This window comes from Pseudomonas cerasi, from assembly GCF_027983475.1.
In the GTDB taxonomy this organism is placed as follows: domain Bacteria; phylum Pseudomonadota; class Gammaproteobacteria; order Pseudomonadales; family Pseudomonadaceae; genus Aquipseudomonas; species Aquipseudomonas cerasi.
Genome location: NZ_JAQJVM010000002.1, coordinates 1342774 through 1368329, shown reverse-complemented (window position 1 = coordinate 1368329; position 25556 = coordinate 1342774). Strand labels below are relative to the sequence as shown.

Below are 25556 nucleotides of genomic sequence, written 5' to 3'. Positions count from 1 at the left end.
GCACGACAGCTATAATCAGTCGCTTTCCTCTTTGCCAAGACCTCTGAGACCAATGACTGAGTCCGTTCTTGACTACATGACCCGCCTGGGTCGCGCCGCCCGCGAAGCTTCGCGAGTGATCGGTCGTGCCAGCACTGCGCAGAAGAACCGCGCCCTGCAGGCCACTGCCGCCGCTCTGGACGAAGCCCGCGCCGAGCTGTCTGCCGCCAATGCGCTGGACCTGGCCAATGGTCAGGCGAACGGGCTCGAGCCGGCCATGCTCGAGCGTCTGGCGCTGACCCCCGCCCGGATCGACAGCATGATCATCGGCTTGCGTCAGGTTGCAGCGCTTGCAGACCCGGTCGGTGCGATCCGCGACATGAGCTATCGGCCTTCGGGTATTCAGGTCGGCAAGATGCGCGTGCCGCTGGGTGTTGTCGGAATCATCTACGAGTCACGTCCGAACGTGACCATCGATGCTGCCAGTCTGTGTCTGAAGTCCGGAAACGCAACCATCCTTCGCGGTGGTTCCGAAGCCATTCATTCCAATCGCGCCATCGCGGCCTGCATCGAACGCGGTCTGGCCGAGGCCGGGCTGCCCGCTGCTGTCGTGCAGGTGGTCGAAACCACCGACCGTGCGGCGGTTGGCGCGCTGATCACCATGCCCGAGTACGTGGACGTCATCGTGCCGCGCGGCGGCAAGGGTTTGATCGAACGCGTCAGTCGCGACGCGCGTGTGCCGGTCATCAAGCACCTGGATGGCATCTGCCATGTGTATGTCAGCGCCCACGCCGATCTGGCCAAGGCGCAGAAGATCGCCTTCAACGCCAAGACCTACCGTTACGGGATCTGCGGCGCGATGGAAACCCTGCTGGTCGATCAGACCATTGCCGCCGACTTTCTGCCGTCGATGGCCGCGCAGTTTCGCGAGAAGGGCGTGGAGTTGCGCGGTTGCGAACGTACCCGTGACTTGATCGACGCGATCCCGGCCACCGAGGACGACTGGCACACCGAGTACCTGGCGGCGATTCTGTCGATTCGCGTCGTCTCCGGTCTGGATGAAGCCATCGAGCACATCAACCACTACGGCTCGCATCACAGCGACGCCATCGTCTCGGACCACCAGAGTCAGGTGCGCCGATTCATGGCCGAGGTCGATTCCAGTTCGGTCATGGTCAACGCGCCGACCTGCTTCGCTGACGGGTTCGAATACGGCCTGGGTGCCGAGATCGGCATTTCTACTGATAAGCTGCACGCCCGCGGTCCTGTCGGTCTTGAAGGTCTGACCTGCGAGAAGTACATCGTGATCGGTGACGGCCAATTGCGCGGACAAGCCTGACTTGAATAGCCCCATGACCGCGCTGCCCAGACGTATCGGCATGCTTGGGGGCACGTTCGACCCGGTTCATATCGGTCATTTGCGCGGTGCGCTCGAAGTGGCCGAATTGCTGGAACTCGATGAGTTGCGCCTGACGCCCAGCGCCAGGCCTCCGCATCGTGACATGCCGAGCGTCACCGCAGAGGATCGTCTGGCGATGGTTCAAAGTGCCGTTGCGGGTGTGTCGCCCCTGACGGTGGATGACCGTGAACTGAAGCGTGACAAACCGTCGTACACCCTCGACACACTGGAATCGATGCGCGCCGAACTGGCGCCTCGGGACCAGTTGTTCCTGTTGCTCGGTTGGGATGCCTTTTGCGGGCTGCCGACCTGGCACAGATGGGAAGAACTGCTGGAGCACTGCCATATCGTGGTGCTGCAACGCCCGGATGCGGACAGCGAGTCGCCGGATGCCATGCGCAATCTGCTGGCGGCCCGCGCAGTCAGCGATCCCAAGGCCCTGAAAGGGCCGGGTGGACAGATTACATTCGTCTGGCAGACGCCTTTATCGGTGTCTGCCACCCAGATCCGTCAACTGCTGGCCAGCGGTAAGTCGGTACGTTTTCTGGTGCCAGACGCGGTACTGGCCTATATCGATGCACGCGGACTTTACCGCGCGCCGAACACTGATGGGTCGTCCTGAAACTGCTTTGATCGACAAGCGTCTGGACGGTCCCACACATACGAGCTGAATGAGTTTTATATGACAAAGCAAAAAATGAGCAGTGAAGAAGTCATCAATGTTGCGATTGCAGCCCTTGAAGAGGTCAAGGGTGCCGACATCCTGACCATCGACGTGCGCGACAAGACCAGCATCGCCGACTACATGCTGATCTGCACCGGTACGTCCAACCGTCAGTTGAACGCACTGGTCGATAACGTCCGTGACAAGGTCAAGGCTGCCGGCCTGAAGTCCCTGAGCGAAGAAGGCAAGGGCGACAGCGACTGGGTCCTGCTGGACCTTGGTGATGTGATCGTCCACGTGATGACCGCTGCCGCACGCCAGTTCTACGACCTTGAGCGCTTGTGGCAGGGTGCAGAGCAAAGCCGTGCTGCCAGCGCTGCACACCACACACCAGGCAACGAATAAGGCTTTGATGTGCGTCTGCGTCTGATCGCTGTGGGTTCGCGCATGCCCAAGTGGGTGGAAGAAGGTTGGCACGAATATGCCAAGCGGATGCCCTCCGAGCTTGCGCTGGAACTGGTGGAAATTCCGCTCAATACCCGAGGCAAAAACGCCGACGTCGCACGCTTTATCCGTCAGGAAGGCGAGGCGATGCTGGCAAAAGTGCAGCCGGGCGAGCGGATTGTCACGCTGGAAGTGCATGGCAAGCCGTGGAGCACCGAACAGTTGGCGGTCGAGCTCGATCGCTGGCGTCTCGATGCACGCACGGTCAACCTGATGGTCGGCGGCCCCGAGGGGCTGGCACCTGAAGTCTGTGCCCGCAGTGAACAACGCTGGTCTCTGTCGCCGCTGACCCTGCCGCACCCGTTGGTGCGCATCCTGATCGGCGAGCAGATGTATCGCGCCTGGACGGTCCTGTCCGGGCACCCTTATCACAAGTAGCATCGTCTTTACTGTGAATACGGCCTAAATGTCTCAACCGATCCGCCTCAAAGACCACGAAAAGGACGCACGCCTGGTGCGCGGCAGGGTCGTGTTCGGTGCCGTGGCGGTGGTGTTGCTGGTGTGCGTGCTGATTGCCCGGTTGTATTACCTGCAGGTCATCCAGTACGAGTATCACTCCACGCTTTCGGAAAACAACCGCGTTCACGTTCAGCCGATTCCGCCCAGCCGTGGGCTGATCTACGATCGCAATGGCGTTGTGGTCGCCGATAACCGGCCCAGTTTCAGTCTCAGCATGACCCGTGAACGCGCAGGCGAGTGGTCCAGCGTGCTCGACACCATTGTCGAGATCCTGCAGCTCACCCCTGACGATCGCATCATCTTCGAAAAGCGCATGAAGCAGGGGCGTAGGCCGTTCGAGCCGGTGCCCATCCTGTTCGAGCTGAGCGAAGAGCAGATCGCCCTGATCGCCGTCAACCAGTTCCGCCTGCCGGGCGTCGAAGTGGTTGCGCAACTGGTCAGGCATTATCCGCAAGGGCCGCACTTTGCCCACTCGGTCGGCTACATGGGAAGGATCAACGAGAAAGAGCTCAAGAGCCTCGACCCGATCAATTACAGCGGCACGCACCACATCGGCAAGACCGGTATCGAGCGCTTTTACGAGCCCGAGCTGCATGGTCAGGTCGGCTACGAAGAGGTCGAGACCAACGCCCGTGGTCGCGTACTGCGTGTGCTCAAGCGCACCGACCCGATCCCCGGCAAGGACATCGTCCTGAGCCTGGACATCAACCTTCAGGAGGCTGCCGAAGCCGCGCTGGGCGGTCGTCGTGGCGCGGTCGTCGCACTGGATCCGGCTACCGGTGAAGTGCTGGCGATGGTCAGTGCGCCGAGCTTCGATCCGAACCTGTTTGTCACCGGCATCAGCTTCAAGGCCTATGCCGAGCTGCGCGATTCCATCGACCGGCCGCTGTTCAACCGCATCCTGCGAGGGCTTTACCCGCCGGGCTCGACCATCAAGCCTGCGGTGGCGATTGCCGGGCTGGATACCGGTGCGGTGACGCCTGGCTCGCGGGTATTCGATCCGGGCTATTACCAATTGCCCAATTACGATCACAAGTACCGCAACTGGAACCGCACCGGCGACGGTTGGGTTGATCTGGACACGGCGATCATGCGTTCAAATGACACGTACTTCTACGATCTGGCGCACAAGGTGGGCATTGATCGGCTCGCCGCCTATATGAACAAGTTCGGTATCGGGCAGAAGGTCTCGCTGGACATGTTCGAAGAATCTCCCGGCCTGATGCCTTCCCGTGAATGGAAGCGCGCCACGCGTCGTCAGGCTTGGTTCCCCGGCGAGACGCTGATCCTCGGGATCGGTCAGGGCTACATGCAGGCAACGCCGTTGCAACTGGCTCAGGCGACCGCGCTGGTGGCCAACAAGGGGGTGTGGAACCGTCCGCATCTGGCCAGAACCATTGAAGGCAAGGCGCCTGTGGATGAAAACCCGATGCCGAACATCGTGCTGCGCGATCCGGCCAACTGGGAGCGCGTCAACCACGGCATGCAGGAAGTGATGCACGGCGCGCGCGGTACGGCGCGCAAGGCCGCCATCGGTGCGCAGTACCGGATCGCCGGCAAGAGTGGTACGGCCCAGGTGGTGGCCATCAAGCAGGGCGAGAAATACGACCGCACCAAGGTGCAGGAACGTCATCGCGACCACGCCTTGTTCGTCGGCTTCGCCCCGGCCGACAACCCGAAAATCGTTGTTGCAGTGATGGTCGAGAACGGCGAATCCGGTTCCGGCGTTGCTGCACCCGTCGTGCGTCAGGTTCTGGACGCCTGGTTGCTCGACGAAAACGGCCATCTCAAACCCGAGTACGCCGGTTCCCTGAATCTGGAGGCTGCGGCCCGTGAAGAGTAATTTCGACCGCATCCTGTCCAGTGAAGACGTGATGCGTCGCCGCGCTACCTTTCTGCAGCGCATTCATATCGATGGTCCATTGCTGATCCTGCTGCTGACGCTGGCGGCGGGCAGCCTGTTCGTGCTGTATTCGGCCAGCGGCAAGAACTGGGATCTGCTGATCAAGCAGGCCAGTTCGTTCGGTATCGGTCTGGTGGCGATGGTGGTGATCGCTCAGCTGGAGCCGCGCTTCATGGCGCGCTGGGTGCCGGTACTGTATGTCATCGGTGTCCTGCTGCTGGTAGTGGTGGATGTCATGGGCCACAACGCCATGGGCGCGACGCGCTGGATCAACATTCCCGGGGTGATCCGCTTCCAGCCTTCGGAGTTTCTCAAGATCATCATGCCGGCAACCATCGCCTGGTACCTGTCCAAGCGCACGCTGCCCCCGCATTTGAAGCATGTGGCGGTCAGTCTCGCTTTGGTCGGTGTGCCGTTCATTCTGATCGTGCGCCAGCCTGACCTGGGGACGTCGCTGCTGATTCTGGCCTCGGGTGCCTTTGTGCTGTTCATGGCCGGTTTGCGCTGGCGCTGGATCATCAGCGTATTGGCGGCGGCCGTACCGGCGGCGGTGGCCATGTGGTTCTTCTTCATGCATGACTACCAGAAGCAGCGCGTACTGACGTTTCTGGACCCCGAAAGCGATCCGCTGGGGACCGGCTGGAACATCATTCAATCAAAGGCTGCCATCGGTTCGGGCGGCGTGTTCGGCAAGGGCTGGCTGCTTGGCACCCAGTCGCACCTCGACTTTCTGCCGGAAAGCCATACCGACTTCATCATTGCAGTATTGGGTGAAGAATTCGGCCTGGTAGGCATCTGTGCGCTGCTGATCATCTATATGCTGCTGATCGGTCGCGGGCTTGTGATCACTGCACAGGCGCAGACATTATTCGGCAAACTGCTGGCTGGCGCGTTGACCATGACGTTTTTTGTTTACGTTTTCGTCAACATCGGTATGGTCAGTGGCCTGCTGCCAGTGGTGGGGGTGCCGTTGCCCTTCATTAGCTACGGCGGAACTTCGCTCGTGACCCTACTGTCAGCGTTTGGGGTTTTGATGTCGATCCATACGCATCGTAAATGGATCGCTCAGGTTTGATTAAGGTGAACTATTCAATGCAAGCAATGCGTAACTGGGCTCGATATGCTCCGGTGGTCGGTCTGGTGGGCATCCTTGGCTCGGTGCAAGAGGCACTGGCGGGCGACTATGAAGGTTCGCCCCAGGTGGCGGAATTCGTCGGTGAACTGACCCGCGATCATGGTTTTGCCGGTGAGCAGTTGATGAGTCTGTTTCGGGAGGTCGAGCGCAAGCAGGCCATTCTCGATGCCATTTCCCGCCCGGCCGAACGGGTCAAACAGTGGAAAGAGTATCGGCCGATGTTCATCACCGACACGCGCATCGCTCGCGGTGTCGACTTCTGGCGTCAGCATGAGGCGGCCCTGGCGCGTGCCGAGCAGGAATACGGCGTGCCGGCGCAGATCATCGTGTCGATCATTGGTGTAGAAACCTTTTTCGGCCGCAATACCGGTAACTATCGGGTCATCGACGCATTGTCGACGCTTGGCTTCGATTACCCGCCACGCGCCCAGTTTTTCCGCAAGGAGTTGCGCGAGTTTCTGCTGCTGGCTCGCGAGCAGCAGGTGGATCCACTGACCCTCAAGGGCTCGTATGCCGGGGCAATGGGGCTGCCGCAGTTCATGCCGAGCAGTTTCCGCGCCTATGCAGTGGATTTCGACGGCGACGGCCACATCAATATCTGGACCGACCCGGACGATGCGATCGGCAGTGTCGCCAGCTATTTCAAACGTCATGGCTGGGTGGCCGGGCAGCCGGTGGTCAGTCGTGCCACGGCGCGTGGCGACCGGGTTGACGAGGGGTTGAGCCCTGCGCTTGATCCGGTAATGTCGGTCGGGGAGTTGCGACAGCTGGGCTGGGCGAGTCATGATGCGCTGCGCGACGATATGCCGGTGACGGCGTTTCGTCTGGAAGGCGACAATGGTCCTGAATACTGGCTGGGTTTGAACAATTTTTATGCAATTACCCGTTATAACCGCAGTGTGATGTACGCCATGGCCGTATATCAGCTGTCTGAATCGTTGGTTCAAGCTCGAGGCGTCAAGTAATGCGGGCATCGCCAATTCTTCAATCATTCAAGCTTCTGGCGCTGACCGGCCTGGCAGTGCTGGTTGCCAGTTGCTCGTCGCCGTCACGCACAACGTCGTCGCAGTCGCCAAAAGGCGGTGCAGTCGTGCGCTCGATGCCGGGGCTGGATATCAACCGGGCCCACAAGGACGGCGCGCCGTGGTGGGATGTGGATGTCTCGCGTATCCCTGATGCAACGCCGACCCTGCACACCGGGGCCTACAAGGCCAATCCGTACACCGTGCTGGGCAAGACCTACTTCCCCATGAGCGATGCCAAGCGTTACGTCGCTTCGGGCACCGCCTCCTGGTACGGCACCAAGTTCCATGGCCAGAACACCGCCAATGGCGAGGTGTACGACCTGTACGGCATGAGTGCCGCGCACAAGACCCTACCGCTGCCCAGCTATGTCAAAGTGACCAACCTGGACAACAATCGTACGGTGATCCTGCGCGTCAACGATCGCGGGCCGTTCTATTCCGACCGTATCATCGACCTTTCGTATGCGGCCGCCAAAAAGCTCGGCTACGCCGAAACCGGCACTGCACGCGTCAAGGTAGAAGGGATCGACCCTCAGGAATGGTGGGCGCAACGTGGTCGTCCGGCGCCGCTGATGCTCAATCAGCCGCAGGTCGTTGCCCAGGCGACGCCGCCCGCGCTGTCCACTTCGACCGGCACCGTCGAGCAGTACACGCCACCCCCTCAGCAGCACGCCGCACCTGTGGTGCCGTTGCAGGTTGACGCAAAAAAAAACGCTTCAGGACAAGCCGCTGGGCTGTTTCTCCAAGTGGGAGCCTTCGCCAACCCGGACGCTGCGGAACTCCTGAGGTCGAAATTGAGCGGGATGGTTCGAGCGCCGGTGTTCGTCAGCTCGATAGCGCGCAATCAGCAAACGCTCTATCGAGTGCGGATGGGACCGATCGACACGCAGGGTGAAGCCCAGCAGCTGCAAAACAGCGTCAGGTCGGCCAATCTGGGTCAGCCGAGCGTAGTGACATCGGATCAGTAAGTTTTTTCGACAATCGTTCCCCGGCAACAATGGGGGACGGTATGCAGTCGCAGGCGGCGCAGATTTGCTTTCAGGGCAAGCGTTGCAGGTAACTGCCCACAAGGTCGTGTGTCGAACAGGCGACTTTGTCAGCCAGGGTTACAGCCTGGCGCCACGAGCCGTACCGAGGCGTTTCGCTTCGCCGGTCTGTTCAGTTTTGCCCGCAAGGGCATGTTTGCCCATTAGGATTCTCGAGAGACGGATGAACATCACCACCTTTGCAAAACGTTTGTGCCTGCTTGTTCCACTGATTATCACCCCGACTGTGTGGGCGGCAGAGCAGATGACGCCTGCTGCACCGCAACTGGCGGCCAAGGCCTACGTGCTGATGGATGCGACCAGCGGCAACGTCCTGGTCGAGAACAACGGTGATCAGCGTCTGGCTCCTGCCAGTCTGACCAAGCTGATGACCGCCTACATCGCGACCCTGGAAATCCGTCGCGGCCAGATCGGCGAAAACGATCCGGTGACGATCAGTGAAAACGCCTGGCGCACAGGCGGTTCGCGGATGTTCATCAAGGTCGGCAGCCAGGTCACGGTCAGCGACCTGCTGCACGGCATCATCATTCAGTCGGGCAACGACGCCAGCGTCGCGATCTCCGAGCACATTGCCGGCAGCGAAGATGCCTTCGCCGACATGATGAACAAGACTGCTGCCGATCTGGGCATGACCAACAGCCACTTCATGAACCCGACCGGTCTGCCGAACCCTGAGCACTACTCGTCGGCTCACGACATGGCGATCCTGGCGCGCGCAATCATCCACGAAGACCCGGCTCACTATGCGATCTACTCGCAGAAGGAGTTCTTCTGGAACGGCATCAAGCAGCCTAACCGCAACCTGCTGCTGTGGCGCGACAAGACCGTTGACGGTCTGAAAACCGGCCACACCGATGAAGCCGGCTATTGCATGGTCTCTTCGGCAGTGCGTGACGGCATGCGTCTGATCGCCGTGGTGTTCGGTACCAACAGCGAACAGGCTCGTGCAGCTGAAACCCAGAAGCTGCTGACCTATGGTTTCCGTTTCTTCGAAACCCAGAACTTCTACCAGAAGGGCACTGAGCTGGCTCAGGCCACGGTCTGGAAAGGTACAGAGCGTCAGGTCAAGGCCGGTCTGGCTGAAGATCTGAGCATGACCATGCCAAAAGGCGACATGAAGAAGCTGTCTGCCAGCATGACCATGAACCCGCAACTGGTTGCGCCAATCGCCAAGGGCGACGTGATCGGCAAGGTCGAGGTCAAGAAAGACGATCAGGTGGTTCACACCGCCAATCTGATTGCCCTTGATGCGGTTGAGGAAGGTGGTATTTTCCGCCGCGTGTGGGATAGCATCCGCCTGTTCTTCTACGGCTTGTTCAACTGATCCAGTAACCAATGCCGACCTTCTCGCGGCCTGCTCATGATCTGAGCGGGCCGCGTGTCCGTCGTCACGGCTTGTGAGACCTTTACTGCCATGACCGATACCGACATCAAGTCGCACAAAATCGAATTTCCCTGCAATGACTATCCGATCAAGGTGATCGGTGACACCAGTGTGGGCTTTACGGCGGCCGTGATGGAAGTGCTTAAGAAGCACGCCACGGTCGACCTCAAGACGCTCGCCGAGCGGCAGAGCAGCAACGGCAAATACACCACTGTGCAATTGCACATTGTTGCTACCGGCGAAGACCAGTTGCGCGATATCAATAGTGCCTTGCGCGCTACGGGTTTCGTGCACATGGTGCTCTGATGGCGGGTACGCTGGGTTTTCGTGATCTGGGCCTGATCGATTACGAAATCGCCTGGCACGCCATGAAGCGCTTTACCGACGAGCGTGGCCGCGAGGCTGCCGATGAAGTCTGGCTGGTCCAGCATCCGCCGGTTTTCACCCAGGGACAGTCCGGCAAGCCCGAGCATTTGCTGCTGCCGGGTAATATTCCTGTCGTACAGGTCGATCGTGGCGGCCAAGTGACTTATCATGGCCCGGGCCAACTGGTGGCTTATCTGATGCTGGACGTCAGGCGCCTTGGTTTCGGTGTTCGTGATCTGGTCACCCGGATCGAGAACACCCTCATCGCCTTGCTCGCCGACTACGGCGTCAAGGCAGCAGCCAAGGCTGATGCCCCTGGCGTATACGTTGATGGCGCGAAAGTCGCGTCACTCGGTCTACGCATTCGCAACGGCTGTTCGTTTCATGGCCTGGCGTTGAACGTCGACATGGACCTTGAGCCGTTCCGCCGCATCAACCCTTGCGGATACGCGGGGCTGGCCATGACCCAACTGAGCGATCAGGCAGGGCAGATAGAATTTTCCGAGGTTAGTGCCCGACTGCGTGCGCAGCTCGTCAAACACCTCGACTACGCTGAGCAGGCGACCCTTACGGGCGGAATAAACCATTATGACTGACACCGTGCAAACCCTGATCCCGGCGCTGGATGTTTCCGAGCGAGTGGCCCGTCCGAAAGTCGAAGCGGGCGTCAAGCTTCGCGGAGCGGAAAAGGTTGCGCGCATCCCGGTCAAGATCATCCCGACGGTAGATCTGCCGAAGAAGCCCGACTGGATTCGCGTGCGCATCCCGGTTTCTCCGGAAGTCGACCGCATCAAGCAATTGCTGCGCAAGCACAAGCTGCACAGCGTCTGTGAAGAGGCGTCCTGCCCCAACCTGGGCGAGTGCTTCTCCGGTGGCACTGCCACGTTCATGATCATGGGCGACATCTGCACCCGTCGCTGCCCGTTCTGTGACGTGGGCCACGGCCGTCCGAAGCCGCTCGACGTCAACGAACCGAAGAGCCTCGCCATCGCGATTGCCGACCTGCGCCTGAAGTACGTGGTCATCACCTCGGTGGACCGTGACGACTTGCGTGATGGCGGCGCTCAGCACTTCGCCGACTGCATCCGTGAAATCCGCCTGCTGTCGCCGGGCGTACAGCTCGAAACGCTGGTGCCGGATTACCGTGGCCGGATGGACGTTGCGCTGGAAATCACCGCCGCCGAGCCGCCGGATGTGTTCAACCACAACCTGGAAACCGTGCCGCGTCTGTACAAGGCTGCGCGTCCGGGTTCGGACTACCAGTGGTCGCTGACCCTGCTGCAGCGCTTCAAGCAGATGGTCCCGCACGTACCGACCAAGTCCGGTTTGATGCTGGGGCTGGGCGAGACTGACGAAGAGGTCATCGAGGTCATGCAGCGCATGCGTGAGCACGACATCGACATGCTCACTCTGGGTCAATACCTGCAGCCTTCGCGCAATCACTTGCCCGTGCAGCGCTTTGTCCACCCGGACACCTTTGCCTGGTTCGCCGAAGAAGGCTACAAGATGGGCTTCAAGAACGTCGCGTCCGGGCCACTGGTACGCTCTTCGTACCACGCCGACGAGCAGGCCAAGATCGCCAAGGCAATGCTCTGACAGCACGCTGCAAAAACAGGAAGGGCCAGGTAGCGATACCTGGCCCTTTTTGTTTGCGGTTGATTATCGTGCCAACGCTCCGCGTGGGCATGCCGTTCTGGACGCTCCGCGTCCTCCCGATTACTGCCCGACAGGCTTGCGCAGGTTCTCCAGCAATTCATGTGTCGGGTAACCATCGGCTGGCCAGCCGAACGATTGCTGCGCACTGCGGATGGCCTTGCGTGTGTTAGCGCCGATAATGCCGTCTGGCGCGCCTGCGTCGTACTGGCGTGCCGAGAGCAGGGTTTGCAACTCAATGCGCTCTGAGCGGCTCAGCGGCAGGTCTCCGCGTGGCCAGCTGCCCACTACATAACCCGCGCCCTTGAAGCGATCGGAAAGCAGGCTGATCGCCAACGCGTAGGAGGTCGAGTTGTTGTACTTGAGAATCGCGCGGAAGTTGTCCAGCACCAGAAAGGCTGGCCCGCGATAACCGGCTGGCAACAACAAGGTGGCTTGCTGCTGACTGGCGGCGACCGGAATGGCTGAGCCGTCGGGTTGTTTCAGGCCCAGTTGCTGCCATTCAGCGAGACTCTTGCGGGTCGTCGAGTCGGCCAGCGAGTAATCGAATCCCGAGCCGAGCACCACTTCAAAGCCCCAGGGCTGACCACGCTGCCAGCCGGAGCTTTGCAGGTAGTGTGCGGTGGAGGCCAGGGCATCGGCAGGGGTGTTCCAGATATCGCGACGGCCATCGCCGTCAAAATCCACGGCATGGGTGTTGTAGGTGGTCGGGATGAACTGGGTCTGGCCCATCGCACCGGCCCACGAACCCAGCATCTTGTCCGGTGTGATGTCGCCATGCTGGATGATTTCCAGCGCGGCCAGCAATTGGCTCTGTGCAAAGCCGGGACGACGGCCTTCGTAGGCCAGCGTTGCCAGTGAGCGAATGACGGATTGCGTGCCCTGGAACGAGCCGAAGTTACTTTCCATGCCCCATACCGCGACCAGCGCCTGACGATCCACGCCGTACTGCTGCTCGATCTTCTGCAGGTCGTCGGCATACTGCGAAAGCAGCGCCTGACCCTTGCGCACACGTACGGCAGAGATGGCACCGTCGAGGTATTCCCAGACCGGGCGGCTGAATTCAGGCTGACTGCGGTCGGCCTTGACCACGCTCATGTCGGGGGTGACGCCGGCAAATGCCAGATCGAATACGTCCGCACGGATACCTGCCTTCAACGCCTGGGCACGAAAGCCGGCCTGCCATTCGCTGAAGCTGACGGCGGGCTGAATCGTGAGGTTGTCATCAACGACCAGCGCTGGCGTAGGCGCCACGGCAGGAGCGTTTGTCTGCACCTTGCTGGATTGAAGAGGCGTGGCATCGGCTGCAGTGGGTTTTTCTGCGCAGGCTACCAGGGCAACAAGACTGGAGGCAGCGATGAGTTGGCGCAGCTGCGGGCGATGGGTAAAACGAGAAGGCATGCTTGAGTCCAAGGGTATTACCGTTAGGTGCAGACCATAACACGGCTAAGCGGTTGAAAGCGCCCCGGAAATGTTGCTCGATATCAGGCTGCCATAAAGCAGGAAGCCTCCCAGCTTTTAGACTGGAAGGCTTCGCGGCGGTAGCTGCCTTTGCCCTTGGCGGGTTGTTCCTGACGACTGCGGAACAAGGGCTGGGCGATGATGGATTTGGCCTTGTTCGGCCGCTTTGGCTTGCTCATGGCGGGTGCTCCTGATGGGTGTTGTAAAGCGATACAAATAATCGGGCAGATTGGCGGTTGTGTCTAATAGTCGTGTGCTATGACGCGGGAGGTGGACTTGAATGCAATACCTGTGGGAGCGAGCTTGCTCACGAAGGCAATCGTCCGAACGCTCGAGTTTCAGGGGCTGCACTGACCTCTTCGCGAGCAAGCTCGCTCCCACGAGATATGTGTATGGTGCTGAAAAGCGCGCTTGGCCGCTGTGTAATAACGAGGGTGTAAAATGCAGGCCGATCAGGGCATATCGAATTGATGAAGCAACGCCATCATGGTGATCGCCAGAATTGCGAGCCCTGTTGCTACCGTCCAGTTTGCTTCTGCGGTGTTTGAAAACCACGACCCTCTGGATGGATATCTACCGCGTGACAACAGTCGCACGATGGGCCAGCCAACGGGATAGCAGATCGCACGAAGGATTACTTCGAGTAACTCTTGAACAAGCTCGGACATGACAGCTCACTCCGCAGGCAGTGCCAGCCGTTGCCCCGCCATCAGCAGCGCCAGCCTGCTCAGGCTGCTCCAGGGCGAGCCTGCTGCCTGGCCTTTGATCTGCGCATCGATGCGTTGCGCATCCATGAGCAACTGGCTCCAGCGTTTTGCCGAGTGGCGTTGCAGGGCTTTGCTCATCAGTGGCTTGCGCTTGTCCCAGATCGGCGGGCGTGCCGAGCTGAAGACCTTGTCCAGCGGCACGCCCTGACTGAACTGTTGCGACATATTGGCCAGGGCGCGCAGTTCGCGGGTCAATGCCCAGAGAATCACCGGCGTCTCGACCCCTTCGCCACGCAGGCCTTCGAGCATGCGCAGGGCATGGGCAGCTTCGCCATTGAGCACGGCATCGGTCAGGCCAAATACGTCGAAGCGTGCACTGTCGGCTACCGCCGCCTGCACAGTCTCGACGGTGATCTGGCCTTCTTCGGCCATCAGCTTGAGCTTTTCGATTTCCTGCGCGGCGGCCAGCAGGTTGCCTTCGACCCGGGCCGCGATCAGTTCGACAGCGTCCTGAGTCGCTGCCAGACCCGCCTGCGACAGGCGCTGGCGAATCCATTGCGGCAGTTGGCCGATGTCCACCGGCCAGATTTGCACGAACTGGGTTTGCGCACCCTCAACCAGAGCCTTGCCCCATTTGGTTTTCTGCGCACTGCCATCGAGCTTGGGCAGGCTGATCAGCAGAAGGGTGTCTTCGGCAGGTCTGGCGCAATATTCCATGAGCGCCGCAGCACCCTTGTCGCCGGGCTTGCCGGAGGGCAGACGCAACTCCAGGAGACGGCGTTCGGCAAACAGCGACATGCTGGCACCCGCCTGGAGCAATGTGCCCCAGTCGAAGCTGGCGTCGGCGCTGAACACCTGGCGCTCATCGAAGCCCTGCTGGCGTGCGGCCGCGCGAATGGCGTCAGCCGCTTCCTGACAGAGCAGCGGATCGTCACCGCTGATCACATAGACGGGCGCAAGTGTGCCTTGCAAGTGCTTGCCGAGTTGGGCGGGGGCGAGTTTCATGCGTCAGAGCATGTCGGGGCCGGAAAGCCGGCCCCGAACACTTATCTGGCTGGAACTTCGACAGGCGACTGCTGAGGCGTCTCGTCGCGGATTCGCTGAGCAGCCTCGAGTGCGTCGGCTTCGGCCTTGGCAACCGCATCAGCCTTGGCCTGCAGCTCGTCCAGACGCGAAGGGGTCAGTTGCTGCAAGCGAGCCATCAGTTTCTGGATCAGGTCGTTGCGCATTTCCTGACGAACCTGAGAGGCTTCCTGGTCGGAACCGGTCAGGTTGTTGCCGTCGTGTACGTAGGAACGGTCTGCGGTGACTTTATCGCCAAGCAGGAAGCGATCCTTGTCGCCATGCACTTCATAGGTCAGGGTGGTGGTCAGCTGGTATTCAGCCGAGCGACCCGAGCCCGAGTAGCTGATGACCCGTTGAGTCTCGGCTTCGTTGGTCAGCATCAGCTTGTAAGGCGCGCCCGTGTAGACCTTGACGCCAGAGCTGGTCAGCAGGCGAGTGAGTTGCGTCACGGTGTCGCCGTAGGCGTTGCGGGCGCTGACATCCAGCTCCTTGATCGCCAGCTCGGTGGTGCCGGTGCCACGCAGATGGAAGCCACAGGCACTCAACAGAACAGCCAGGCCCATCACCAGCAAATTGCGTTTGATCATCTTGATGCTCCCCTTGAATCCGTTTGGGCCGCCAGTGCGTGCCCTGGAAATATGTTCGGCGCCCTGCGTTTGCCGGGCGCCCGATCCAATCAGCTTGCGACGATGTTGACCAGCTTGCCAGGCACGACGATCACCTTGCGAATGGTCAGGCCATCAGTGAAGCGCAATACGTTCTCGTTGACGCGTGCGGCCGCTTCGACTTCTTCGCGGCTGGCGCTGGCAGGCATCTCGATGTGACCGCGCAGCTTGCCGTTGACCTGAATCACCAGTTGCAGACTGTCCTGCACCAGTGCGTTTGCATCGAATGCAGGCCAGCCCGCGTCGATCACTGGCTCATTGTGGCCCAGTTGCTTCCACAGTTCGTGGCTGATGTGCGGCGTGATAGGCGCCAGCAGCAGGGCGACGGTTTCCACGCCTTCCTGCATCAGTGCGCGATCCTGCGGTGTGTCCTGCGGGGCTTTTTCCAGCACGTTCATCAGCGTCATCACTTGCGCGACAGCGGTGTTGAATTTCTGGTTCTGGCCAATATCCTGGCTCGCCTGTTTGATCGCCTGATGAATCGCGCGGCGGATGGCTTTCTGCTCATCGGACAATGCCGCAACGTCCAGGCCGGTCGACGGGCCTTGAGCCACATGCGCCTGGGCCAGACGCCATACGCGACGCAGGAAACGATGCGAACCTTCGACGCCCGAGTCGGACCATTCCAGGCTCATGTCGGGCGGGGAGGCGAACATCATGAACAGGCGGCAGGTGTCGGCGCCGTACTGGTCGATCATGGTCTGCGGGTCGATGCCGTTTTTCTTCGACTTCGACATCTTTTCAGTGCCGCCGATTTCCACCGGCAGGCCATCGCTGGTCAATGTGGCGCTGATCACCTTGGCCTTGGCGTCTCTTTCGAGGGTCACATCGGCCGGGTTGATCCAGGTCTTCTTGCCGCTGGTTTCCATGCGGAAGTAGGTTTCGGCGTTGACCATGCCCTGGGTGAGCAGGTTCTTGAACGGTTCGTTCGAGGTCACCAGGCCTTCGTCGCGCATCAGCTTGTGGAAGAAGCGCGCATAGAGCAGGTGCAGAATCGCGTGTTCGATACCACCGATGTACTGATCCACCGGCAGCCAGTGGTTGGCAGCGTTCGGCTCGACCAGACCACCCTCGTAATGAGGTGAGGCATAGCGTGCGTAGTACCACGAGGACTCGACGAAGGTGTCCATGGTGTCGGTTTCACGCTTGGCCGGTGCGCCGCATTTCGGGCAGCTGCACTCGTAGAACTCGGGCATGCGTGCCAGTGGCGAGCCAGCGCCGTCGGGCACGACGTCTTCCGGCAGGACAACCGGCAACTGGTCTTCCGGGACCGGCACGTCGCCGCAGGTGTCGCAATGCACGATAGGAATCGGGCAGCCCCAGTAACGCTGGCGGCTGATACCCCAGTCGCGCAGGCGGAACTGGGTACGGGACTGGCCCAGGGATTTCTTGACCAGTGCGTCTTCAATGGCGTCGAACGCGTCCTGGAAGGTCAGGCCGGTGAATTCGCCGGAATTGATCAGCTCGCCATGCTCGCCGTAGGCCGGCTGCCATGGGGCAGGTGTTTCGTCGCCGGCGCTGGTGCGGACCACGGGCTTGATCGGCAGACCGTACTGGGTGGCAAACTCGAAATCACGCTCGTCGTGCGCCGGTACAGCCATGACCGCGCCATCGCCGTAGTGCATCAGCACGTAGTTGGCGACCCACACCGGCAGTTTCTCGCCAGTCAGTGGATGCTCGACGAACAACGAAGTCGCCTGGCCTTTCTTTTCCTGCGTGGCAACGTCGGCTTCGGCAACGCTGCCGCCCTTGCATTCATCGATGAACGCCTGCAGGGCTGGGTTGCCTTGCGCGGCCAGGGTTGCCAGCGGGTGTTCGGCCGCCACTGCGACGTAGGTCGCACCCATCAGGGTGTCAGGGCGGGTGGTGAAGACTTTCAGGGCACCGGCTTCGCCGATCGAGGCCTGGTCGTACGGAAACTGCACTTCCATGCCGCGCGAACGGCCGATCCAGTTGCGCTGCATGGTCTTGACCTGTTCAGGCCAGCCCGGCAGTTCGTCGAGGCTTTCCAGCAGCTCATCGGCGTACGCGGTGATCTTGAAGTAGTACATCGGGATTTCGCGCTTTTCGATCAGCGCGCCGGAACGCCAGCCGCGGCCGTCGATGACCTGCTCGTTGGCCAGTACGGTCTGGTCGATCGGGTCCCAGTTCACGGTGCCGTTCTTGCGGTAGATCACACCCTTTTCGAACAGGCGAGTGAACAGCCATTGTTCCCAGCGGTAGTAATCAGGCTTGCAGGTGGTGACTTCGCGCGACCAGTCAACCGCCAGACCCAGGCTCTTGAGCTGGGTCTTCATGTAATCGATGTTTTCGTAGGTCCACTTGGCCGGCGCGACGTTGTTGTCGATGGCGGCGTTTTCAGCCGGCATGCCGAAAGCGTCCCAGCCCAGTGGTTGCAGAACATTCTTGCCCAGCATGCGCTGGTAGCGGGAGATCACGTCACCAATGGTGTAGTTGCGCACATGACCCATGTGCAGCTTGCCGCTCGGGTAAGGAAACATCGACAGGCAGTAGAAGGTGTCCTTGCCTGGCTGTTCACTGACTTCAAAAGACTTTTGCTCATCCCAGAACGTTTGGGCGGCGGCTTCGATTTCACGGGGCTGATAGAGTTCGTGCATGGCTACTTTTTACTAAGGATTAGTGACCCTTGACCTCTTCATTGCTTCGCCGAGTCAGGTCGGCACCGCGTGGCGGACATTTGCAACTGTCTGTGCGGTGCGTTCAGGCTCAAGAGCGCGGAAGTGGAATTACAGGAAGCGCAGTAGCATACATGAGGGCCGTCTATCGAGGGAAACCCTGATTGCGTCCCTTGCGGGCTCAACGCCCGGCCGGCAACCTCATCTGGCCGTTGGTCGTAGTCCCCTACCGGTTCTTGCAGCAGCGCTAAGCTCAAACGCGAGGGTGATGATTATCTTCGATGAGGTGAGTGGATGACAGAGTTGCAGCATGTTGCAAGCCTGACCAGGCTGTATGAGCGTCTGATCGATCGTCTCGGACTGGCACTCGAGACGGCGAGTACCTCGGTCCGGCTCCGAAACGAGTCGCCTGCCGAGCTTGAGCTCAAGGGGTTGAGCCATGCCGAGTTCCGGTTGATCGAAGCCTATCTCGAAAAGGGCAACGGGGACGCAGGCGCAGTTGTCGTCGACATGCCTGCGGGCAGCGCTCTGGCGGCTGCGGAGCATGGCAGGTCGCCCCGTGCGTCAGCCACCATCGTGTGGCTGAAAGATCGGCGACGAGCCAGGGCGTCAGTGCGGCTGGGCCGTAACACTTAGGCATTGCCTGCCTGCACGCGGGCCAAGGGCCTGGCCATTTCGGGCTTCCTGCTTCTGGCATTGTCGCGTGTCTGTAAACATTCTAGGCTGCGGGCACTCATGGAGATGTCCCGATGCCCTTGCGCTACCTGCTCAAAACCCTTCTTTTGCCGCCCGGTATTCTGTTTGTCCTGCTGATTCTTGGCTGGTGGCTGCGTCGCTCCCGGCCACGACTGGCGACGGTATCCTTTGCGGTCGGCCTCGGCGGATTGTGGCTGATGAGCCTGCCGGTCGCCGTAGAGTTCGCAGCGCGTAAACTTGAGCAGATCCCGCCCTTGCCGCAACAGCAATGGGCGACGCTGGCGCAGCAGGCCGACGCCATTGTGGTGCTGGGCAATGGGCGCGAGCGCAATTCGCCGACCTGGGGTGCAGACACGCCCACCGGTCTTGGACTGGAGCGCCTGCGTCTGGCGGCTCGATTGGCGAAAGAATCCGGACTGCCGATATTGACCTCCGGCGGCCTGCATTTTGACCAGCCGCCCAGCGAGGCGGCGATCATGGCGCAGTCACTGCAGGACGATTTTGCTGTGACGGTGCGCTGGCAGGAGGGGCTGAGTCGCACCACGTGGGAAAACGCGACCATGAGCGCCGCAGTTCTGCAGCCGCAAGGCATCAAGCGCGTGGTGCTGGTGACTCAGGCCTGGCACATGCCGCGGGCACGCTGGAGCTTCGAGCAGGCGGGCTTTACTGTGGTGAGTGCGCCGGTCGGCTATCTGGGTGTCGACAACGCTCGGCCTTTTGGCGGCTGGCTGCCTGAAAGTCGCGTGTTCACGCAGAGCGGGATGCTGCTCAATGAAGCCGCAGGCTTGCTGGTTTATCCGTGGATCTATCGGAAGGGGCAATGATCATTTGAAGCAATGGCCATCTGAAGCCGATTCCACCTGCAGGCAGATGAAACCGGCTTGGTGCAGTCAGACGGTCTTGGAAATCCGTGCCGCCATCAACGCCCAGCCAAACAGCAGCAGGCAGACAATCGCCAGCGGCCACGAGCGCCAGTGCAGATAAGGCGTGAGTTCATGCATGGGCACCACTTCGCCGTACAGCACGCCGCGTTCGAACTGCGGAATCTGCTCGGTGATCTTGCCAAACGGGTCGATCAGCGCGGTCACGCCATTGTTGGTTGCCCGGATCATCCAGCGGCCTGCTTCAAGGGCGCGCATCTGGGCCATCTGCAAGTGTTGCAGAGGGCCGATCGAGGTGCCGAACCAGGTGTCGTTGCTGACCGTCAGCAGCAGGTCGCTTTGCGCCGACAGGCCTGCGGCGAACTCTGGATAGACCACTTCGTAGCAGATGAACGGCGCGATGTGATAACCCTTGGCCTGCAATAACGCCTGATCGTTCGGCCCGCGCGCGAAGTCCGACATTGGCAGGTCGAAGAAGGAAATCAGCCCGCGCAGCAGGTCCTGCAGCGGCACGTACTCACCGAACGGCACCAGCTTCTGCTTGTAGTAGGTGCCGTCACCCTGGCCCGTGACCGTGATGCCGTTGTAATAACGATACTCACCGCGCCCGGTCGGTTCACGCACCGGTACGCCGGTGATCAGCGCAGCGCCGCGGTCCGAAGCGAACTTGCCCATCATCGACAGATAGCCTTCTGCGCTTTCCTTGAGCACCGGCACGGCGGTTTCCGGCCAGACGATCAGGTCTGCCTGCTGCGAGCGGAAGGTCATGTCGCGGTACAGCGCCAGCTGATCGTTAAGCTTTTGCGGGTCCCACTTCATGCTTTGTTCGACGTTGCCCTGCATCGCCGCAACTTTCAGTGGCGCGCCGGACGGCGATGTCCAGGCGTGACCCTTGAGGGCCAGGCCTGTCACCCACGGGGCCAGCAACAGCACCACGCCCATGGCCAGAAACGATTTGCGTGCACGCAGGCGGTGCAGGTTGCACAACAGTGCAGCAGTCAGCGCCAGCGAGAACGAAATCAGCCATACGCCGCCGACGGGGGCAAGCCCGGCCAGTGGGCCGTCGAGCTGACTGTAGCCGGAGTAGAGCCACGGGAAACCAGTGAGAAACCAGCCGCGAAACGCTTCCTGCCATAGCCATAGCGCTGCGAAGGCCAGCGCATCGGCCAGCGGTGCTTCATTGCGACGCAGCCAGCGCGCCCAGACCCAGGCGGGAAGGGCGAAGAACAGGGCAATGGCGGCGATGAACAACAGCATCAACAACCCAGCCAATAGCACGGAAGCGCCGCCGTAGGTGTGAATGCTGACGTAGATCCAGCTGGTGCCGGCGCCGTACAGACCGAAGCCATAGCACCAGCCACGGGCCAGTGCCTGGCGCGGGTTCAGGTCGCGCAGGCCCAGATAGAACATCGCCACTGCGACCAGTACCAGAGGCCAGAGGTCAAAGGGCGCCAGGGCCAGGGTCGTGAGCCCGCCAGCCGCCAGGGCCAGCAGGTTACCGGGCCAGCCGGGGCGGGTTATCCAGCGCATGTAGATTCCTTAAAGCAGCATCAAGTGTTTACGGACGTGAAATGGGCGTCACGCGCAGCAAATGAATGCGACGGCTGTCAGCGCTCAGGATGCGGAAACGATAGGCACCGATTTCAGTGATTTCGTTGCGCTTGGGCAGATGGCCAAAGGCATTCATCACCAGACCGCCCACAGTATCGAACTCGTCGTCCGAGAACGTGCTGTCGAAGAATTCGTTGAAATTCTCGACCGGCGTAAGGGCCTTGACCAGGAAGTCGCCGCTGGGAAGCGGTTTGATGTAGCTGTCTTCCTCGACGTCATGCTCGTCTTCGATATCGCCGACGATCTGTTCCAGTACGTCTTCGATGGTTACCAGACCCGCCACGCCGCCGTATTCGTCAATGACGATGGCCATGTGGTTGTGATTGGCGCGAAATTCGCGCAACAGCACGTTGAGACGCTTGGATTCGGGCACGAAAGTGGCCGGACGCAGCAGCTTCTTGACGTCATCGCTGTCACCGTCGGCCTTGAGGATCAGCGGCAGCAGATCCTTGGCCAGCAGCACACCGAGCACATCATCGTGGCTTTCGCCGATCACCGGATAGCGCGAGTGCGCAGCATCGATGACCGCAGGCAGAAATTCCCGGGGTGTCTGGGTCGCCTTGATGCTGATCATCTGCGAGCGCGGCACCATGATGTCGCGCACTTGCAGGTCAGCCACTTGAATGGCGCCCTCGACGATGGCCAGCGCTTCGCTGTCCAGCAGTTTGTTCTGGTGGGCTTCGCGCAGCAGCTCAAGCAGCTCCTGGCGGTTTTTCGGCTCATGGACAAAGGCCTGGGTCAGTTTACCCAACCATGACTTTTGCCCGTTGCTCGATCGGTCTTCGCTCATAGCCCTTACTCGTGGTCCTTGCTTGGTGTGTCTGAATGTGGATGGTCGGCACTTTCGTCGTCGGCGTAGGGATCGGGATAGCCCAGCTCCTCAAGCAACGTTCGTTCCAGTGCTTCCATTTCTTCGGCTTCTTCATCATCGATGTGGTCGTAACCCAGCAGATGAAGGCAGCCATGAATGACCATGTGCGCCCAGTGCGCGTCGACGGACTTGCCCTGTTCAACGGCTTCACGGTTGACGACCGGAACGCAGATAACCAGATCACCCAGCAACGGGATGTCCAGCATGTCGTCTGGAACGTCTGCCGGGAATGAAAGCACGTTTGTTGCGTAATTTTTGTGTCGCCAGGTGTGATTGAGCTCACGCCCTTCGGTTTCGTCAACCAGGCGGATGGTCAGCTCGGAATCGGCACTGCGCTGACGCAGGCCCATTTCACACCAGAGGCGGAATCGGGCTTCGTCAGGGGCGCTTGTCTCGCTTGCAATCTGCAGGTCCAGCTCAAGCATCGCGGTGGTTGTCCCGTGGGTAACTGTTGTTGCCCGACGGACCATCGCTGAGGCGGTCGTCGAAACGCTCGTAGGCTTCGACGATGCGCTGAACCAGCGGGTGGCGAACCACATCCTTGGGTTTGAAATGCGTGAAGCTGATGCCCGGCACGTCCTTGAGCACATCGATGACGTGCGTCAGCCCGGAGCGAGTGCCCTTCGGCAGGTCGACCTGGGTGATGTCGCCGGTGATCACGGCCGTGGAGCCGAAGCCGATACGGGTCAGGAACATCTTCATCTGCTCGACGGTGGTGTTCTGACTTTCGTCGAGAATGATGAAGCTGTTATTAAGGGTGCGTCCGCGCATGTAAGCCAGCGGTGCCACTTCAATGACCTGCTTCTCGATCAGCTTGGCGACGTATTCGAAACCGAGCATCTCGTACAGCGCGTCGTACAGCGGGCGCAGGTACGGGTCGATCTTCTGTGCCAGATCGCCGGGCAGGAACCCCAGCTTCTCGCCAGCCTCGACCGCCGGGCGCACCAGCAGGATGCGTCGGATCTGCTCGCGCTCCAGTGCATCCACCGCGCAGGCCACCGCCAGGTAGGTCTTGCCGGTACCCGCCGGGCCGATGCCGAAGTTGATGTCGTTGCTGAGGACTTCCTTGACGTAACGCTGCTGGTTCAGGCCGCGCGGGCGAATCATGCCCTTTTTGGTGCGCAGCGAGACGCCGACTTCGGCGGCAGGGTGATTGTCGAGGCCGTCCACACCCGATTCCTGAAGGAACAGGTGGACCATGTCCGGCGTCAGTTCGGTACCTTTGGTTTCACGGTACAGACGGCGCAGAAGGTTCTCGGCGGAATGATTTTGTTTGGCGTCGCCAATTAGCTCGAATTGATTGCCGCGATTGCGGATCTCGATGTCCAGGCGTTGCTCGATCAGGCGCAAGTGCTCGTCGAGTTGCCCGCACAAGTTGGCGAAACGATGGGCCTCGAAAGGCTCGAGGGTGAAGCGATGAGGTTCTATGGGTGCGTTCAAGGTCGTTTAATGGCCGTCCGGCGGCAATTGAGATGTATTGAAGAATACCCCTAGCGCTGATTGTGCGAAAGCGTTGCCTTGTTAAAGGCCGCGCCAGGGATTCACCGTGCTCAATGGTAGGGACCGCGCAGAAACGAATTCATTCGGCGATTCGTTTCTGCGGCGACACTCAAGCTTTACTGTAGCAGCGAGCCGCGCAACGAGTGAGGCTGCGCATCATCGATGTGTACATCGGCAAACTGCCCGATCAATTTGGGGTTGTCACAGCGAAAATTGACGATCCGGTTGTTCTCGGTGCGGCCCTGCAGTTCGCCTGGGTCTTTCTTCGAGTAGTCGGTCACCAGAATGCGCTGGATGCTGCCCACCATCTGTCGGCTGATCTCGAAACCCTGCTGGTTCAGACGATGTTGCAGGGCGGCCAGGCGCTCTTTCTTCAGGGCTTCGGGCGTATCGTCCTTGAGGTCCGCGGCGGGCGTGCCCGGGCGCGGGCTGTAGACGAACGAGAACGAGAAGTCGAAACCCACGTCCTCGATCAGCTTCATGGTGTTGTCGAAATCCTTTTCGGTCTCGCCGGGGAAGCCGACGATGAAGTCGGAACTGATACTGATGCCCGGCACTGCGGCCCTGAGCTTGCGCAAACGCGACTTGTATTCCAGCGTGGTGTGGTTGCGCTTCATCGCCGCCAGGATGCGGTCGGAGCCCGACTGCACAGGCAAATGCAGGTGTTTGACCAGCTCCGGCACTTCCGCGTGGGCCTGGATCAGGCTGTCGGAAAACTCCAGCGGGTGCGAGGTGGTGTAGCGAATTCGGTCGATGCCATCGACGGCGGCGACCACGCGAATCAGGTCCGCCAGGTCAGCAACGCGGCCGTCGTGGGTGGTGCCGCGATAACCGTTGACGTTCTGCCCCAGCAGGGTGACTTCACGCACGCCGTTTTCGGCCAGGTGGATGACTTCGCTCAGCACATCGTCGAACGGGCGGCTGACTTCCTCGCCACGGGTGTAGGGCACCACGCAGAACGTGCAGTATTTGCTGCAGCCTTCCATCACCGACACATAAGCGCTCGGGCCATCGACGCGCGGCTCGGGCAAGTGGTCGAATTTTTCGATTTCCGGGAACGAGACATCGACCTGCGGCAAGCGGGTCACGCGTGCGGCGTCGATCATTTCCGGCAGGCGGTGCAGGGTCTGCGGGCCGAACACCACGTCCACATAGGGCGCGCGGTCACGAATGGCTGCACCTTCCTGGCTAGCCACGCAGCCGCCGACAGCGATAACCATTTCCGGATTGGCCAGTTTCAGCTCACGCCAGCGGCCGAGCTGGGAATACACCCGGTCCTGGGCGCGTTCACGAATCGAGCAGGTATTGAGCAGGATCACGTCGGCGTCTTCCGCGCGAGCGGTGACTTCCAGGGCCTGATGTTCGCCCAGCAGGTCGACCATGCGCGAGCTGTCGTACTCGTTCATCTGGCAACCGTGGGTTTCGATATAAAGCTTTTTGGCCATGCGTGATGATCAACCGTGTCAGTGAACCGCGCATTATAAGGATGAAGGGCTCGGGTTCCTAGCGTCGGCTGTCCGACGAGGCGGGCGGACATGCTATAGTCCGTGCCCCTTTTTCATCTCCGATCGTTACCCGCCCGTTATGACCAAACGCGAAGCTCCAATCTACAAGGTGATTTTCCTCAACCAGGGACAGGTGTTCGAGATGTACGCCAAGCAGATCTACCAAAGTGATCTGTGGGGCTTTCTGGAAGTTGAAGAATTCGTCTTCGGCGAGCGCACGACCGTTGTGGTTGACCCGAGCGAAGAGAAGCTCAAGGCCCAGTTCGAAGGTGTGGTGCGCAGTTTCGTGCCGATGCATTCGATTGTGCGCATCGATGAAGTCGAACGCATGGGCACGCCGAAGATCAGCGAAGCGCGCGGCAGCAGCAGCAATGTGATGCCGTTCCCCATGCCGATGCCGGAAAAGTAAGCGTTGCAGGTGTGAATCGCGATTGCCCTGAA

Annotated in this window: 26 protein-coding genes; 15 read left to right on the top strand and 11 right to left on the bottom strand. The window is 60.5% G+C overall.

What is annotated here, in order from left to right; genetic code table 11:
• Nucleotides 1-52: 52 nt before the first annotated feature.
• The 12 genes from PI739_RS15325 to lipA all read left to right on the top strand — a co-directional run bounded on the left by PI739_RS15325 (nt 53) and on the right by lipA (nt 11460).
• Nucleotides 53-1318, top strand: coding sequence for a glutamate-5-semialdehyde dehydrogenase (locus PI739_RS15325; protein WP_054081958.1), 1266 nt, complete (start codon nt 53-55; stop codon nt 1316-1318).
• A 22-nt stretch (nt 1319-1340) separates the two neighbouring features.
• Nucleotides 1341-2000 (top strand): nicotinate-nucleotide adenylyltransferase, encoded by a 660-nt coding sequence (nadD, locus tag PI739_RS15320; RefSeq protein ID WP_161420682.1) that lies wholly within the window; start codon nt 1341-1343, stop codon nt 1998-2000.
• Nucleotides 2001-2060: 60 nt separating this feature from the next.
• A complete protein-coding gene (rsfS, locus tag PI739_RS15315; RefSeq protein ID WP_002555337.1) occupies nt 2061-2447 on the top strand; it encodes a ribosome silencing factor in 387 nt (128 codons plus the stop codon).
• Between the two features lie 9 nt (nt 2448-2456).
• Nucleotides 2457-2924, top strand: a complete 468-nt coding sequence (rlmH, locus tag PI739_RS15310; protein ID WP_002555336.1) for a 23S rRNA (pseudouridine(1915)-N(3))-methyltransferase RlmH — start codon at nt 2457-2459, stop codon at nt 2922-2924.
• Between the two features lie 28 nt (nt 2925-2952).
• Nucleotides 2953-4848, top strand: coding sequence for a penicillin-binding protein 2 (mrdA, locus tag PI739_RS15305; RefSeq protein WP_003431692.1), 1896 nt, complete (start codon nt 2953-2955; stop codon nt 4846-4848).
• Between the two features lie 31 nt (nt 4849-4879).
• Nucleotides 4880-5983, top strand: a complete 1104-nt coding sequence (rodA, locus tag PI739_RS15300; protein ID WP_003368803.1) for a rod shape-determining protein RodA — start codon at nt 4880-4882, stop codon at nt 5981-5983.
• A 17-nt stretch (nt 5984-6000) separates the two neighbouring features.
• The gene (gene mltB, locus PI739_RS15295; RefSeq protein WP_002555333.1) at nt 6001-7008 is read left to right on the top strand and encodes a lytic murein transglycosylase B; all 1008 of its coding nucleotides are present in this window, start codon (nt 6001-6003) and stop codon (nt 7006-7008) included.
• On the top strand, nt 7008-8036 hold the full coding sequence (locus tag PI739_RS15290) for a septal ring lytic transglycosylase RlpA family protein (protein ID WP_003431690.1): 1029 nt from the start codon (nt 7008-7010) through the stop codon (nt 8034-8036). Before mltB ends, PI739_RS15290 begins: the two co-directional genes overlap by 1 nt.
• 241 nt (nt 8037-8277) lie before the next feature.
• The gene (locus tag PI739_RS15285) at nt 8278-9438 is read left to right on the top strand and encodes a D-alanyl-D-alanine carboxypeptidase family protein (RefSeq protein WP_003431689.1); all 1161 of its coding nucleotides are present in this window, start codon (nt 8278-8280) and stop codon (nt 9436-9438) included.
• A gap of 90 nt (nt 9439-9528) precedes the next feature.
• Nucleotides 9529-9804 carry a DUF493 domain-containing protein gene (locus PI739_RS15280; RefSeq protein WP_003368799.1) on the top strand — a complete coding sequence of 92 codons (276 nt, stop codon included), beginning with the start codon at nt 9529-9531 and terminating at the stop codon, nt 9802-9804.
• Nucleotides 9804-10460, top strand: coding sequence for a lipoyl(octanoyl) transferase LipB (lipB, locus tag PI739_RS15275; protein WP_054081959.1), 657 nt, complete (start codon nt 9804-9806; stop codon nt 10458-10460). Before PI739_RS15280 ends, lipB begins: the two co-directional genes overlap by 1 nt.
• Complete coding sequence (lipA, locus tag PI739_RS15270; protein ID WP_054081960.1) at nt 10453-11460, top strand: lipoyl synthase; 1008 nt, start codon at nt 10453-10455, stop codon at nt 11458-11460. The genes lipB and lipA overlap by 8 nt, the downstream gene beginning before the upstream one ends.
• Nucleotides 11461-11580: 120 nt before the next feature.
• On the opposite strand, the gene PI739_RS15265 is transcribed toward lipA, so the two are convergent.
• The 6 genes from PI739_RS15265 to leuS form a co-directional block, all read right to left on the bottom strand.
• Nucleotides 11581-12918 (bottom strand): lytic murein transglycosylase, encoded by a 1338-nt coding sequence (locus PI739_RS15265; protein WP_003368797.1) that lies wholly within the window; start codon nt 12916-12918, stop codon nt 11581-11583.
• An 83-nt stretch (nt 12919-13001) separates the two neighbouring features.
• Nucleotides 13002-13157, bottom strand: a complete 156-nt coding sequence (gene arfA / locus PI739_RS15260) for an alternative ribosome rescue factor ArfA (protein ID WP_002555325.1) — start codon at nt 13155-13157, stop codon at nt 13002-13004.
• A gap of 273 nt (nt 13158-13430) precedes the next feature.
• On the bottom strand, nt 13431-13646 hold the full coding sequence (locus tag PI739_RS15255; RefSeq protein ID WP_080336603.1) for a hypothetical protein: 216 nt from the start codon (nt 13644-13646) through the stop codon (nt 13431-13433).
• A 6-nt stretch (nt 13647-13652) separates the two neighbouring features.
• On the bottom strand, nt 13653-14690 hold the full coding sequence (holA, locus tag PI739_RS15250) for a DNA polymerase III subunit delta (RefSeq protein WP_003368796.1): 1038 nt from the start codon (nt 14688-14690) through the stop codon (nt 13653-13655).
• A gap of 41 nt (nt 14691-14731) precedes the next feature.
• Complete coding sequence (locus tag PI739_RS15245; protein WP_003368795.1) at nt 14732-15337, bottom strand: LPS-assembly lipoprotein LptE; 606 nt, start codon at nt 15335-15337, stop codon at nt 14732-14734.
• Between the two features lie 89 nt (nt 15338-15426).
• Nucleotides 15427-18033, bottom strand: a complete 2607-nt coding sequence (gene leuS, locus PI739_RS15240; RefSeq protein ID WP_271352008.1) for a leucine--tRNA ligase — start codon at nt 18031-18033, stop codon at nt 15427-15429.
• A 312-nt stretch (nt 18034-18345) separates the two neighbouring features.
• Between leuS and PI739_RS15235 the strand changes: the two genes are divergently transcribed.
• Both PI739_RS15235 and PI739_RS15230 read left to right on the top strand, forming a co-directional pair.
• Nucleotides 18346-18687 (top strand): hypothetical protein, encoded by a 342-nt coding sequence (locus PI739_RS15235; protein WP_058417074.1) that lies wholly within the window; start codon nt 18346-18348, stop codon nt 18685-18687.
• Between the two features lie 113 nt (nt 18688-18800).
• Nucleotides 18801-19571, top strand: coding sequence for a YdcF family protein (locus PI739_RS15230; protein ID WP_003368792.1), 771 nt, complete (start codon nt 18801-18803; stop codon nt 19569-19571).
• Between the two features lie 66 nt (nt 19572-19637).
• Here the strand turns inward: PI739_RS15230 and lnt are convergent, their stop codons facing one another.
• From lnt to miaB, 5 genes are all read right to left on the bottom strand, one after another.
• Nucleotides 19638-21158, bottom strand: a complete 1521-nt coding sequence (gene lnt / locus PI739_RS15225; RefSeq protein ID WP_003368791.1) for an apolipoprotein N-acyltransferase — start codon at nt 21156-21158, stop codon at nt 19638-19640.
• Nucleotides 21159-21186: 28 nt separating this feature from the next.
• Nucleotides 21187-22029 carry a CorC family transporter gene (locus PI739_RS15220; RefSeq protein ID WP_003368790.1) on the bottom strand — a complete coding sequence of 281 codons (843 nt, stop codon included), beginning with the start codon at nt 22027-22029 and terminating at the stop codon, nt 21187-21189.
• 5 nt (nt 22030-22034) lie between these two features.
• Nucleotides 22035-22535, bottom strand: coding sequence for an rRNA maturation RNase YbeY (gene ybeY, locus PI739_RS15215; protein ID WP_003368789.1), 501 nt, complete (start codon nt 22533-22535; stop codon nt 22035-22037).
• On the bottom strand, nt 22528-23550 hold the full coding sequence (locus tag PI739_RS15210) for a PhoH family protein (RefSeq protein ID WP_003431685.1): 1023 nt from the start codon (nt 23548-23550) through the stop codon (nt 22528-22530). Before PI739_RS15210 ends, ybeY begins: the two co-directional genes overlap by 8 nt.
• A 176-nt stretch (nt 23551-23726) precedes the next feature.
• Entirely contained in the window at nt 23727-25055 is a 1329-nt protein-coding gene (gene miaB, locus PI739_RS15205; RefSeq protein WP_003368786.1) for a tRNA (N6-isopentenyl adenosine(37)-C2)-methylthiotransferase MiaB, read from the bottom strand.
• Nucleotides 25056-25194: 139 nt separating this feature from the next.
• Between miaB and PI739_RS15200 the strand changes: the two genes are divergently transcribed.
• The gene (locus tag PI739_RS15200) at nt 25195-25524 is read left to right on the top strand and encodes a DUF1820 family protein (protein WP_003431681.1); all 330 of its coding nucleotides are present in this window, start codon (nt 25195-25197) and stop codon (nt 25522-25524) included.
• Nucleotides 25525-25556: the final 32 nt, after the last annotated feature.